General features: G+C 44.1%; 14 protein-coding genes. 9 read left to right on the top strand and 5 right to left on the bottom strand.

Features of this window, described 5'->3' with window-relative positions; genetic code table 11:
• Positions 1–49: 49 nt before the first annotated feature.
• Entirely contained in the window at positions 50–907 is an 858-nt protein-coding gene (locus LEPTO7376_RS12625; protein WP_015134562.1) for a DUF72 domain-containing protein, read from the bottom strand.
• Positions 908–1,203: 296 nt separating this feature from the next.
• Here LEPTO7376_RS12625 and LEPTO7376_RS12620 point away from each other — a divergent pair, with 296 nt between their 5' ends.
• The 5 genes from LEPTO7376_RS12620 (at position 1,204) to crtB (ending at position 5,506) form a co-directional block, all read left to right on the top strand.
• Positions 1,204–1,383, top strand: coding sequence for an NblA/ycf18 family protein (locus LEPTO7376_RS12620; RefSeq protein WP_015134561.1), 180 nt, complete (start codon positions 1,204–1,206; stop codon positions 1,381–1,383).
• A 325-nt stretch (positions 1,384–1,708) separates the two neighbouring features.
• Positions 1,709–2,581 carry a universal stress protein gene (locus tag LEPTO7376_RS12610; protein ID WP_015134559.1) on the top strand — a complete coding sequence of 291 codons (873 nt, stop codon included), beginning with the start codon at positions 1,709–1,711 and terminating at the stop codon, positions 2,579–2,581.
• Between the two features lie 148 nt (positions 2,582–2,729).
• Positions 2,730–2,909: a hypothetical protein gene (locus tag LEPTO7376_RS12605; RefSeq protein ID WP_015134558.1), complete on the top strand. Its 180-nt coding sequence runs from the start codon at positions 2,730–2,732 to the stop codon at positions 2,907–2,909.
• Between the two features lie 101 nt (positions 2,910–3,010).
• Positions 3,011–4,426 (top strand): 15-cis-phytoene desaturase, encoded by a 1,416-nt coding sequence (pds, locus tag LEPTO7376_RS12600; protein WP_015134557.1) that lies wholly within the window; start codon positions 3,011–3,013, stop codon positions 4,424–4,426.
• 138 nt (positions 4,427–4,564) lie between these two features.
• Positions 4,565–5,506, top strand: a complete 942-nt coding sequence (crtB, locus tag LEPTO7376_RS12595) for a 15-cis-phytoene synthase CrtB (protein WP_041765526.1) — start codon at positions 4,565–4,567, stop codon at positions 5,504–5,506.
• A 40-nt stretch (positions 5,507–5,546) separates the two neighbouring features.
• Here the strand turns inward: crtB and LEPTO7376_RS12590 are convergent, their stop codons facing one another.
• On the bottom strand, positions 5,547–5,939 hold the full coding sequence (locus tag LEPTO7376_RS12590; protein ID WP_015134555.1) for a response regulator: 393 nt from the start codon (positions 5,937–5,939) through the stop codon (positions 5,547–5,549).
• A gap of 385 nt (positions 5,940–6,324) precedes the next feature.
• On the opposite strand from LEPTO7376_RS12590, the gene LEPTO7376_RS12585 reads away from it, so the two are divergent.
• A complete protein-coding gene (locus LEPTO7376_RS12585) occupies positions 6,325–8,862 on the top strand; it encodes a DNA topoisomerase (ATP-hydrolyzing) subunit A (RefSeq protein ID WP_015134554.1) in 2,538 nt (845 codons plus the stop codon).
• Here LEPTO7376_RS12585 and LEPTO7376_RS29085 read toward each other — a convergent pair.
• Both LEPTO7376_RS29085 and LEPTO7376_RS12575 read right to left on the bottom strand, forming a co-directional pair.
• Complete coding sequence (locus LEPTO7376_RS29085) at positions 8,852–9,034, bottom strand: hypothetical protein (RefSeq protein WP_015134553.1); 183 nt, start codon at positions 9,032–9,034, stop codon at positions 8,852–8,854. The genes LEPTO7376_RS12585 and LEPTO7376_RS29085 overlap by 11 nt on opposite strands.
• A 49-nt stretch (positions 9,035–9,083) precedes the next feature.
• Positions 9,084–10,058, bottom strand: coding sequence for a lipopolysaccharide assembly protein LapB (locus tag LEPTO7376_RS12575; RefSeq protein WP_015134552.1), 975 nt, complete (start codon positions 10,056–10,058; stop codon positions 9,084–9,086).
• A gap of 68 nt (positions 10,059–10,126) precedes the next feature.
• Between LEPTO7376_RS12575 and LEPTO7376_RS12570 the strand changes: the two genes are divergently transcribed.
• A complete protein-coding gene (locus tag LEPTO7376_RS12570; protein ID WP_015134551.1) occupies positions 10,127–10,918 on the top strand; it encodes an ABC-2 family transporter protein in 792 nt (263 codons plus the stop codon).
• 101 nt (positions 10,919–11,019) lie between these two features.
• Positions 11,020–11,196 (top strand): photosystem II assembly protein Psb34, encoded by a 177-nt coding sequence (psb34, locus tag LEPTO7376_RS26435; protein ID WP_015134550.1) that lies wholly within the window; start codon positions 11,020–11,022, stop codon positions 11,194–11,196.
• Between the two features lie 416 nt (positions 11,197–11,612).
• Here the strand turns inward: psb34 and LEPTO7376_RS26430 are convergent, their stop codons facing one another.
• Positions 11,613–11,771: a hypothetical protein gene (locus LEPTO7376_RS26430; protein WP_015134548.1), complete on the bottom strand. Its 159-nt coding sequence runs from the start codon at positions 11,769–11,771 to the stop codon at positions 11,613–11,615.
• Between the two features lie 419 nt (positions 11,772–12,190).
• Between LEPTO7376_RS26430 and hemF the strand changes: the two genes are divergently transcribed.
• Positions 12,191–13,228: an oxygen-dependent coproporphyrinogen oxidase gene (hemF, locus tag LEPTO7376_RS12565; RefSeq protein ID WP_015134547.1), complete on the top strand. Its 1,038-nt coding sequence runs from the start codon at positions 12,191–12,193 to the stop codon at positions 13,226–13,228.
• The last annotated feature ends 73 nt before the right edge of the window (positions 13,229–13,301 follow it).

Genomic DNA, 13,301 nt, shown 5'->3' with positions numbered 1-13,301 from the left:
TATATTAATGGCAGCCTTTTTCTGCTGAGTTCCAGAGATTGTTTTTGTCTTAGAAAAGGTTAAGTTGTTGTGGCTCTGCGGGTAGCTTTTGCCAAGGTAATGGTGGGATCTGTAATTGAGCTGCTTCGAGTTTGTGCTGGAATTTTTTGGCGATCGCCGGGGAATAGTCTTCGATAGGGCAATGAACAAAAAAATAAATTTGCTTATCTTCGTCTAGCCATTGTTTTAATTGCTTAACCCACATATCTAAATAAGGCTCACTATAACTATATGTTGGGTGACTGATGAAGCGAATAATGACTTGGTTACTAGTACTGACTGGATATAAAGGAACGTTTGGTTTGCGACGTTTTGAGTTGGCTTGGGGATTATCGGGACAGTTATAGATCGATCTGGTGTCTAGGAGCACTTTGGTGATGTTTTCGGTGGTAAGCCAGTTAATGAGGTTGGTGTTGTGAGGCTCCTGAAACCAATGAAGATGTCTGGTCTCTAAGCCGAATTGCACGCCAAAATTTGCTAATTCATGAAAAAAAGTTTGAAGATCTGTAAATTGCGCTGGAGAATAACTTGGTGGCAATTGGGCAAATACGCATCCCAGGCGATCGCCTAAAGGCTTGACTCGCTCTAAAAACTCTTTAGCAATCTTAAGCTGCGGCACGAGCAATCCTTGGTGGGTCACTGTCCGTGGAAACTTAAGACAAAACCGAAAATCCTTAGGCGTTTTAACGCGCCAACGACTCACTGTTATCTCTGAAGGCACTGCATAAAATGTTGTATTTCCTTCTACAGTTCTCAGGCGATCACCGTATAAACGTAAAAAATCTTGTGATGAACTCCCTACCGGAAAGAAAGTCCCCAACCAACCTCGATACGACCAAACAGCACAGCCGATCCGAAACTCAGACATTCCTGCCAATCCTTACTTACAACTAATCCTTAGCCTTACATATCTTGTGAAACTGTTCGCAAACCGCGATAAACCAGTATTTTTACACAGTCTTTTGTTCACTCCGAGCAATTTAATTTCTAAATAACCACTACAAGAAAGAAGAAGCCATTTAGCGAAATGCACATTTGTCAATAGTTGTTTACAATGTGTAATAAGCTCAATGCAACACTAGACTCTCTAAAAGCGTCAGAGTAGTACAAGTAGCCTAGATTCTAGGTGAATCACCATCAAACCAAATCGTAAGGAGCAAATCTATGTTTCCCGGTGAAAACGAACTTTCCTTAGAGCAAAAATTCAGTTTGCGTTCTTTTGAAAGTCAAGTACAGCAAATGAATCGCGAGCAAGCGCAAGAGTATCTTATTAAACTCTATGAGCAGATGTTGTCCCGCGAGAATATGTATAAAGAAGTGATTAAACATCAATGGGGTCTGTAAAGGTTCAAGCATTGTCTAATTAATCATGGTCATTTTTATCCTGTAATTTCATGCTTCTCTAATTGCATTGTTATCGTTTCTTCTGAAAGTTAGGATCAGCAATTCCCCAATAAACTCCATGAGAGTGAAGTAAAAGACGAAGAGAATATAGTCAGCCTCTTTCTCGATCTCGGTTAACTTGAAACCAAGCTTGGGATACTGGGTTGAACAGGATATCGCCTTAAAGCTTGTTAATTCCTTTGAGTCGCTAAAATCCATTAATAGAGAAGTGCTACCGTTAGATAACTAGGTTCTCACTGGTTTTACATTCCCAACGGTACGTTACATGTTCCATAGCGCTTTAATCTGCACAGACTTTACCGACGGTTTAGATCGCCTCACTGACTGCATTGAAAACCTCGTGCGAGGTGGATTATCAAAAATTGTTTTTTTCCATAGTGTGCCCCTGTGGGAAGAAGGAAATATTCCTCGCGTTGACAAAGAAAAAATCACTGAAGTTCAGGCCTTACTTTCCAAAGCCCTTGTGCATGTGCCTGATGGTGCTGATATCAAAGTGGAAGTTGTTTCCGGGAAGCCCCTAGACAATATTGGTAAAGTTATTGATGAATATGGTTGTGAGGTCATTATCGTTGGCACACCCATTAGGAATTTAATTCAAGAAAAAATGTTTGGCAGTACCAGCATGGGCTTCATGAAGTCCTTGAAAAAGCCTGTGATGATTCTGCGTCCTCAGATTGTTTCGACCTACACCCGAGAAGAGCTTGCGTTGAGATGCCAGCATCTTTGGCGCTATTTACTATTGCCTTACAACGATAGTGATGAAGCGAAACATCTAGTTGCTCAAGTAAAGCGTTTTGCTGAAAAGGCTCCTGAGGGATCTTTGCAAAAGTGTTATTTGTCTTGGGCCTTGGATGATAGTGGTATCCAACGCTTGCAGATTGATGCTTTGAAGAAAAACGCTGTAAACAAATTGGCGGCAGTGCAGGCTGAGCTAGAGGCTGTTGGTTTGACCGTTAAAACTTCGGTTGAGGTTGGTGCACCCTTAAGCAAAATCATTGAGATTGCTATTAGAGAGGATATTAGTGCGATCGCCATTGCTAGCAAACCTCGTAATCAACTTCTTGAATTAACCATTCATAGCTTCGCTAGTGACCTCCTGCACCGCAACTGGTTTCCGACGTTATTTTTCCCGATGTGATGGCGCTCACTTAGAAACCAACGACTTCATCACCCTGCGCGTCTAGTGGATATCACCTACGCTATTTTGCCTAGTCACAGACTTCTTTTCTATATTTCGGCAAACTTAAGGCATCAGGAAAATTCATGAACTCACAGGGTAAAGATAGATGCAAGCCTATATTCAAATCGTGATTGATGACGTTGCCTCCGAGGGCGTTCTACCACGACATCGCTACCAACTTATCCAAGGATTATTGGCTGAAGGCAAACTTCGCCGTGAAGACAAAACTTGGATTAAACGCCTTTGTTATGGTGTCAGTAACAATCTTCTACCGCTTGTTGATTAAGCGGATCCGCAGATTTCCCTACAAATGTAACGAATTGCAAAGTATAATCTTATTTATTGTTTTCAAAACAAGCGTTCTTTACGAGTAGGAAACCTTACACCATGCGTGTTGCGATCGCCGGAGCCGGACTAGCAGGATTATCTTGTGCTAAGTATCTAGTAGATGCAGGACATACTCCCATTGTGTTAGAGAGGAGAAATGTTTTAGGCGGTAAAGTGGCAGCATGGCAAGACGAAGATGGTGACTGGTACGAGACCGGACTACACATCTTCTTTGGTGCGTATCCAAATATGCTCCAACTTTTTAAAGAATTAGATATTGAAGATCGGTTGCAGTGGAAAGAACACACGATGATCTTCAACCAACCTGATGCCCCTGGAACTTACTCTCGCTTCGATTTTCCTGACTTGCCTGCACCCGTGAATGGTGTCCTCGCAATTTTGAAAAACAATGACATGCTGACTTGGGAAGAAAAAATCAAGTTTGGTATAGGTCTAATTCCTGCGATGGTTCAAGGCCAGAAGTATGTCGAAGAAATGGATAAATACTCCTGGTCAGAGTGGATGCAGAAACAAAACATCCCTGAACGTGTTGAGAAAGAAGTCTTTATCGCAATGTCGAAAGCGCTGAACTTTATCAATCCTGATGAGATTTCTGCAACAATTCTCCTAACTGCCCTAAACCGTTTCTTACAAGAAAAGAACGGCTCAAAAATGGCCTTTCTGGATGGGTCTCCCACAGAGCGCTTGTGTCAACCGATTGTTGATTACATTACAGAGCGAGGTGGCGAAGTCCATTTGAAGCGCCCTCTAAAAGAATTTGTATTGAATGATGACGGTACTGTTAAAGGCTTTTTGCTTAGGGGCTTAGATGGGCAGCCCGATGAGATGTTTACAGCTGATGCCTATGTGTCAGCGATGCCTGTTGACCCTCTCAAGGTGATGTTGCCCTCAGCTTGGCAAGAGCAATCTTTTTTCAAAAAACTAGATGGTTTAGAAGGTGTGCCTGTGATCAACCTCCATATGTGGTTTGATCGTAAGCTGACTGATGTGGATCATCTTCTGTTCTCGCGATCACCGCTTCTGAGCGTTTATGCAGATATGAGTAATACTTGTCGCGGCTATTACAGCGATAAGTCCATGTTGGAATTGGTATTAGCCCCCGCAAAAGATTGGATTTCGAAATCCGACGAAGAGATCATTGCGGCAACAATGGAGGAATTGAAGCAATTATTCCCTGATGACTTTACCGGTGATGATCAAGCAGAATTGCTAAAATACCATGTCGTCAAAACGCCCCGCTCGGTTTATAAATCTATTCCAGGGTGTCAAGCTTTCCGTCCTTCCCAAGAGACACCCATTAAAAACTTTTTCCTCACAGGCGATTACACAATGCAGCGTTACCTTGCCAGTATGGAAGGCGCTGTATTGTCTGGAAAACTAACCGCCCAAGCAGTTGCTAAAGCTGCTGAGACAACCCTTTCTAACACCACCGATGCTGTATCGGTCGCCGTATAACGATTTGATTTTGGGAGTCATTCGGTAGATTTACTGATTGATTTCCCATTTGAGTCGTACAATGCGACAATCGTTATGGCTTTTTTTTGCCCATGGGGAGAGTTAGAAACCGCTCCCCAGACACTTCGCCCGCAACGCATGCTGCAATTGTCTAGACTTCAGAATTACCAACCAACAGCCTCGTCTTTCATTTCTTGTGAGGAGGCCTATGAATACTGCCGTAAGATTACAGCCAAGTATTCAAAAACGTTTTATCTAGGCACCTTACTGATGCCACGCGAAAAGCGGGAGGCAATTTGGGCGATTTATGTCTGGTGTCGCCGTACCGATGAGCTGGTAGATGGGCCAGAAGCGGTGAATACAACTCCAGAAACTCTAGATAGCTGGGAGCGAGATTTAGAGTCTGTCTTTGCGGGGCAACCTATTGCTGACCCGGATGTTGCCTTAATAGATAGCTTGAATCGCTTTCCTCTGGATATCCAGCCGTTTAGAGATATGATTGCGGGTCAACGGATGGATCTATACCGCAGTCGTTATGAAACATTCGAAGACTTAAAACTTTATTGTTATCGTGTTGCCGGTACAGTTGGCTTGATGTCTGGCTCTGTCATGGGCTTAGAAGTACCAACAAACTCTGCACCTTGGGACAAAAATAAGCCCCTTGCTACGCCTATTGATGAGGCGGTTGCTTTAGGGATTGCGAACCAGCTTACAAATATTTTGCGGGATGTTGGTGAAGATCGAGAGCGGGGACGTGTTTATCTGCCTTTAGAAGATCTAGAGCGGTTTAATTATTCTGAGAAAGAATTGTTTGATGGCGTAATAGATGAACGTTGGCGATCGCTAATGAAGTTCGAGATTACTCGGGCTCGTAAATATTACGACATGGCAGAAAGTGGCATCCGCTCTCTACACCCTGACGCGCGTTGGCCAGTGTGGTCAGCATTAATGCTCTACAAAGGAATTCTCGATGTGATTGAGGCGAATGACTATGACGTTTTTAGTAAGCGCGCATATGTGCCCACACTTCGCAAGATGAGATATTTACCAATCGCATGGCTCCGTTCTCAAGTTCTCTAGAGTCGTTAAAGTTCCGGTTGTTGCTATCACTCCTGGGTTCTCAGACAATTAAACTTTTCATTTGATCAACAAAAGCTTGGTGATCAACTACTGGTTTGGATATATAGCCATCTGCCCCACTTTTTGCGAGAAAAGACTCGCGATCGCCTTGCATTGCGTGGGCTGTCACTAAAACCACTGGGATTTTCTGCGTTACTGGATCAGCTTTCAGGAGCTGGGTAATACGAATCCCATCGACAGACTCACCTTCATAGGTGCTGTCTGTGAGCGAAACGTCCATGACAATTGCATCAACTTTGCCTTCACCTGCCACCGTCAGAATATAATCCACATCCTCAGAGCAAATCACCTCAAATTTCCCACGCTTTTTCAAAATCTTTGTAAAGACGCGAATGTTAATTGGGTCATCTTCCACAATTAAAATCGTTGACATTATGCTCTCCCTGTTTGGATCTAACTCACGTGAATTATGCACATGTTTGAGTCTTCTAGAAACATCTTGTCACAAATAATATGATCTTTGCGCCGCTTTAGAAGATGTAATCTGTGCCAAATACTTACGTAGTCACTGTTCTAAATATTTTATGAAGAGTTGGTGAAGCTCGATCTTACATAGAAAAATTAGAGGTACAAAGTATCGTAATGGCAATTCCCATGATAATGTAGTACAAATAAACTATCTTGGCTCGAAGGCTTTGCTATTTTCGAATGAATCCCTTTAATGTGAAAAAAATACTGAAGGTTGTAAAGGTTTCAGAATCGAGAGTATAGTCCTTGACAATAGCTTCTGACCCCCATTGACCCTATCGCGAAAATTCATGGCACAACAACTTGATCTGCTCCAACCCGGCAATATCATTCCAACGGCGCTCCATACAGAGATGGAGCAATCCTATTTGGAATATGCCATGAGCGTGATTGTTGGTCGGGCTTTACCTGATGTGCGTGATGGTCTGAAGCCTGTGCATCGACGCATTCTGTACGCCATGTATGAGCTGGGTTTAAGTCCGGATAGGCCCTATCGGAAATGTGCAAGGGTAGTCGGTGATGTACTCGGTAAGTATCATCCTCACGGTGATCAGTCGGTTTATGATGCTTTAGTGCGTTTGGTGCAGGAGTTTTCGACACGATATCCGCTCCTTGCTGGTCACGGAAATTTTGGTTCGATCGATAATGACCCGCCCGCTGCAATGCGTTATACCGAAACGCGGTTAGCGCCAGTAAGCTTTGAGGCAATGCTGGATCAAGTCGGGGAAGAAACGGTAGATTTTACAGATAATTTTGATGGGTCTCAGCAGGAACCAGTTGTTTTGCCAGTACAGCTGCCAATTTTATTGCTGAATGGTTCTTCTGGTATTGCGGTAGGCATGGCCACAAATATGCCACCTCACAATCTTGGGGAAGTGGTTGATGGTTTGATTGCTGTTATTGATCGTCCTGATATTGAAGATGAAAAGCTTTGGAAATATATTCCAGCGCCAGATTTTCCAACGGGTGGGGAGATTGTTGATTTAGATGGAGTCCGACAAGCTTACAAAACCGGTCGTGGCATTATCCCGATGCGAGGGATTGTTCATCTTGAAGTGCTTCAAGTTGGCAAAAAACGGAAGCGTGATGTTAATGCGCTAGTGATCACTGAGTTACCCTATCAGGTCAATAAAGCTGCTTGGATCGAAAAGATTGCGACTCTGGTGAATGATGGCAAGATTGTCGGAATTTCGGATATTCGGGATGAGAGCGATCGCCAAGGGATGCGGGTGGTTATTGAGCTGAAGCGAGATGCGGCACCGGAAGATGTGTTGAAGGTGCTCTATAAGAAAACGGCATTACAGTCGAATTTTGGAGCAATCATGTTGTCTTTGGTGGACAATCAACCACGTCAACTCCCGCTCAAGACAATTTTGCAGGAATTTCTAAAATTTCGGGAAGAGACGCTAACTCGCCAATACAGTTATGAATTAGAACATAAAGAAAGTCGCCGTCACTCCGTCGAAGGATTATTGCTAGCGCTGAATAATTTGGATGAGGTGATTGATATTTTACGAAATGCACCCGATGGTACAACGGCAAAATATCAATTTCAAGAGGATTTAGGTCTGAGTGAGGTGCAGTCAGATGCGATTTTGGCGATGCCAATGCGTCGACTAACGGGCTTAGAAAAGCAAAAATTGGAGCAGGAGTTTAATGAACTGGATGGTGAGATTGGCAAACTGAATGCTTTGCTCAATGATCGCCATGAGTTATTAAAGTCTCTTAAAAAGGATTTGCGCTCACTTAAACGAAAGTTTGCAGATGCGCGCCGTACAAGGTTACCAGATGCTCAACCTGAGCCTGAAGTTACTCCCGCAACAGTGGATGCAACGGCAACGACAGCAGATGGAGAGCCACCGAAAAAGAAACGTCGTCGGGCGAAAAAGAAAACAGAACTCACTCTGAACCTATTGCCGCAACGCTCTGAAACCTCTCATGTGGCGATCGCCGCCGATGGTAGTGCATGTTGGGGGAATGATGATGCTGGTCATGTTGATGAGTCGGCTACTCTCTATAAGGCCGCTATCGGTACACAAGAAAATCTAATTGTTTGCACTGATCAGGGTAAAGCCTATCCTGTGGCGATCGCCGACCTTCCTTACCAAGAACAGCGTGATAAGCCGCAATTACAGAGTCTGTTGCCAGATCATGCCCAGCGGGATAACCACCAGCCGATTACGCAATTTGTCTTACCTGCTAATTTAGAAGAGCTTGAGCTATTGCTCCTGACGACCAAAGGAAAAATTAAACGTCTGGCAGGAACGGAATTAAGCAGTTTTACGAGTCGTGGTCTGAGTCTGATTAAGCTCAAAGAAAAAGACACATTGCAGTTTGCCTTTTTTGTACAGCCTGGTGAAGATCGCGTGGCGATCGCCGTGAGTAGTGGGCGCGTGTTGCATCTGCCGATTAGTCAGTCGGAAATTCCGGTACAGGGTCGAACATCCCAAGGGAATCAAGCTTTAAAATTGCGATTTAACGAAAAAATTGTAGGATGTGCATCCTTCCAGCGAGGCGAAGAAATCTTTTTGCTCTCAGAGGAAGGTTACGGGAAACGCCTTGAGGTGAATAGTTTGCGGCTGGGTCGTCGAGGCGATATGGGTAACCATGTGATGCGCTTCGAGACGAAAACAGATCTGCTTCTAAAAATGTTTATACCCGATATGGAAACGCAGCTCTGGACTCAAGATTCGCGAGAAAATGTGGAGCTGATCAGTGTCGATAAATTCCCTGTGGCGAGTAAGGATAGCAGCGGTCGACGGTTCTTTAAATTTACGAAGGGCGATCGCCTTGTGACTGCGCAGTTGGCCTATGAACTCAAACAATAGGCAATAAAAAAGAGGGGCATTTCTCCCCTCCCTTTCGGTCATCTTGCTGCCGCTTGAGTTTGTTTCGCAGCATTTTATTGCGTTTTTTTAATTGGCGCTGGCGGGCTGAACCCCCTTTGCCTTTGTCGTTGCGACCCCGACGGCGGGGACTTTCCCAACTTTTGATGCGCATCGGTCACCATCAATCTGTACTTCTGAAGTATAACGCAGATACTACAAGGTTAGTTGGGTAGAGTGCGGATTAACTCTAGGGTGATCAAATAATCATCCTGTTTGCCTTGGTCTAAAAAGAGTTGAGCAGCCTGTTGATAATCCTGTTTAGCCGCAGCATATTCCCCGCGTTGGGCATAAATATTGGCGCGATTACCGTAGGCTGGCGCAATCTTGTCATTAAATTCGATCGCCCGTGAATAATCGGTGAAAGCCGCTTGATATTGACCTTGTTGCTCTACTGCAACGCCTCGTAGATAATAGGCTGTGGCATTTTCTGGGTCATTTTGAAGGGCAAAGTTATAGTCGGCGATCGCCTCTTTAATACGATTACCTTGGCGATAGATTGCACCCCGTTGCAGATAAGGCGTGACAAGAGAAGGATCGATTTCTACTGCCATCGAATAATCTGCCACTGCTTGCACCACATTATTAAGGCGCTGGTAGACTAAACCTCGTTCAACATATGCTTCAGCAAAACGATTATTGAGATTGATCGCCCCAGTGAAATCCTGTAGCGCCAAAACAGATTCACCTATGCTGGCAAAAGCTTGACCCCGTGCCACCAGCGCAAAAATGTTATTGGGATTAATCACCGTTAAAATTCGGTCAAAATCTTCTACTGCTTTAACCGTTTCTCCTGCCTTTGCATAGAGCATGCCGCGTTGCAGATAAGCCACTTCATGGTTTGCATCACGCTGCAATGCTCGGTTATAGTCGGCGATCGCCTCGGTTGTATTCCCCATTTTTTCGTGGACAAATCCCCGTTGATAGTAGGCATCCGCAAAACTGGGGCTGAAACGAATCGCAGTAGTCAGCTCAAATAACGCATCACCATAATTTCCTAGTCGGCTTTGATTAACGCCGGTGTAATACGCTTCAGGGATAGTAACGGTAGCTGGTGAAGTTTGCGCCATCAATGGAGAAATGGACGCAGCAGTGAACAATAAACCTAGACAGGCGATCGCCGGACGCAGAGATTTCATAATAAACAAGCAGCAAGATCCGAAAATTTAACCCTATTATAGATTTTGTCCTTTGTCCTCCGAGACCTATGCTGCGATCGCTTCTGCGCAAAGTCACCACATTACTCACTGTTTACTACGCCTATATGGTGGAGTATCGTGCTGAGTTATTTTTCTGGGTCTTATCAGGTTCTTTGCCCATGATTTTGTTGGGAGCCTGGACAGAAGCCGCGAACCAGGTCGAAATGTCTCTCTCGTCCGTTGAGTTTGCCCGCTATTTCCTCGCCGTTTTTGTCGTGAGGCAACTAACACTCGTTTGGGTAATTTGGGATTTTGAAAAAGAAGTCACCCAGGGAAAACTGTCCTTCACACTATTACAACCAATTGATCCCGCTTGGCGACACCTCGCAGGCCATGCCGCAGAACGGATTGCGCGTCTCCCCTTCACCTTCCTCTTAATTGGTTTGTTCTTTTTGCTATACCCCGAATCTCTCTGGAGACCAAGCCTAAATCAGATTTTACTTTGTACCTTAACCACGGCGATCGCCTTCGGAATGCGATTCTTAATGCAATACACTTTTGCAATGGCGGCATTTTGGATCGAAAAAGCCAGTGCTATTGAGCAAACATGGTTTCTGTTTTACGTTTTTCTCTCTGGCTACATCGCTCCCCTCGAAACCTTTCCGCCACTCATGCGCGAAATAGCATTGCTGACACCTTTTCCCTATGTCATTTATTTCCCCGCTGCGATCATCATGGGTCTGCCCGTTCGTATCTGGGAAGGCATAATCGTTATGACCTTATGGAGCGCTATCTTTTTCGTTTTAAACCGTTATTTTTGGCGGAAAGGACTCAAACATTATTCCGGTATGGGCGCTTAGGGATCTTGAACTTTTATTGAGTTTTGTAGCTAAACATAAAGTGATTTCCTAGAATTATCTCAATAAAAAACTTCAGAATTTTACCTACAGGAATTTTAAAAATGCCTTATCAAATCGAAGATGAAGACGGCAAACTCAATAATTTTGCAGTAGAGCCCCCCATGTACAAGGCTGACCCTGAAACTGACAACAACAAGAAAAGTATGGCGATTGCTGGTATTTTTGGCGGCGTATTAGTTACGGCTCTCATCGCTGTAACGTTTGTTATCTCAGGCTAAAGTTTTTTATCCGTTGACCTAATCTTGCCCGTGATCTCAAAAACTAAAAGCTAGACTTGAATTGTCAGCACTCGATTACATTTGCGAGGATATTGCCATGACTGATGGCTTGTTAGTGCTTGAGATTATTGGCGTTGTCACGGTAGCCTGTATCGTTTTGGCTCCCATTTTTTGCTGGGTTCTTCCCCACCATTTCTATGCGTCTTAAACTAATGTCTTAATCGTTGAAACGACTTAAAAAATATAACTTCATAACATTAGTAAAGAGCGGCCTGATCGCTCTTTTTTCTGTCTTTAGAATTATTTTCTACTAGAAAATCAGCGTTTCTACACATAGAAAACCCGAAGCTTTTCAGTAATTGAATAAATGAAAAAGCTCCGGATTTGACTTGTTCTTAAGATGTTTGAGGGACTTTTTAGTGGGCGATCGCCTGTTTAGCCCAATAACGACATAATTTCCCTTCTCTGTCTTTTTGCCAATAGGCTACTAGCTTTGTTTCTGCTTTTGGAGCCACCCACTTAATCGGACAAGATGCTGCTTGGAGTTTGACCGAACCTTGAGTATTAGATGTCATTTTTTTACTCTCCTTGGTTTACTTGGGGTCGATCAAATTAATTGATTTAATCTAGCCTTAACCTTCTCTTAGTTTAAGACGATCCAATTCAAAACCTTCAGCTAGCGAGAGAAAACGTTATAAAACTTTGATGTTTCTGATTGAAAAATCGTGAGTCATGTTGTGGGTGATCGCCCAAGCGTAGAGAAAATGACTTTTTTACAATCTGTTACGAACTTCATCAAACAACACATTTGCGGAGCAGAAAACGCACCAATTCGAGTTAGTCTGAATATTGTTTAATGCCAAGAAACTGAGAAGCCCTTGCTGTACAAAGGATTCAGGATAGACGGCTTAAATAAACAGAAGCGTTTTTTATAAGCACATACTTATCGACTCGTTTTTATTAACAACGTCATTTGATATTTCTTTAAACGACCATGACAGCTTTGCACACAGAACCGAAAGCCTCCGCATCCAATAAGCCTCTACCTCCTTCTGATTCGCAGGAACGTGTCAGTAAGTTTATGCAGCAAATCCAGGACACTATTTGTGCTGGACTTGAAACTGCTGATGGTGCCGGAAAATTTCAGGAAGATGCATGGCGACGCGAAGAAGGTGGCGGTGGTCGCTCCCGAGTCATGACTGAAGGCAATGTCCTTGAGCAAGGTGGCGTGAATTTTTCTGAGGTTTGGGGTAAGCAATTACCGCCTTCGATCCTCAAACAACGTCCAGAAGCAGCCGGTCATGGCTTCTACGCAACTGGCACTTCGATGGTGCTCCACCCCCGTAGCCCTTATATCCCAACGGTTCATCTCAACTACCGTTACTTTGAGGCTGGCCCAGTTTGGTGGTTTGGCGGTGGTGCTGATTTAACTCCTTATTATCCTTTTGCTGAAGATGCCGCACATTTTCACAAGACCTATCAAGCGGCTTGCGATCGCCACCATGCGGAGTATTACAATGTCTTTAAGCGCTGGTGTGACGAATATTTTTACTTGAAGCACCGCGATGAGACCCGTGGTATTGGCGGTTTATTCTTTGATTATCAAGATGGCACTGGTGAACTCTATAAAGGCCCTCACCCTGATAAAGCAGCGGCAGAGCACAGCCGTAATCTAGGAGAGCAGCCCCAGCGTAGTTGGGAAGATATTTTTGGATTTGTGCAGGATTGTGCAGGTTCTTTCCTCGATGCCTATGTGCCGATTATTGAGCGTCGCAAAGGCATTGAATATGGCGATCATGAGCGACAGTTCCAGCTTTACCGCCGTGGCCGCTATGTCGAATTCAACCTCGTTTATGACCGTGGCACGATTTTTGGATTGCAGACCAATGGGCGTACTGAGTCTATCTTGATGTCTCTTCCTCCCCTCGTTCGCTGGCAATATAATTTCCAGCCTGAAGCGGGTAGCCGTGAAGCTGAGCTTTATGATCGTTTCCTCAAACCCCAAGATTGGGCAAATTGGAAACCTTCTTAAGGTTGTTGAGTTTTAAATAACTGTTAAAGACTGGGGAATATCACGCATATTGATGTGAAGGGTCGGCGATCGC

Origin of the sequence: [Leptolyngbya] sp. PCC 7376, from assembly GCF_000316605.1 — a bacterium.
Lineage (GTDB): Bacteria > Cyanobacteriota > Cyanobacteriia > Cyanobacteriales > MRBY01 > MRBY01.
The sequence above is the reverse complement of the archived record's forward strand: the minus strand, read 5'-3'. Positions and strand labels throughout refer to the sequence as shown.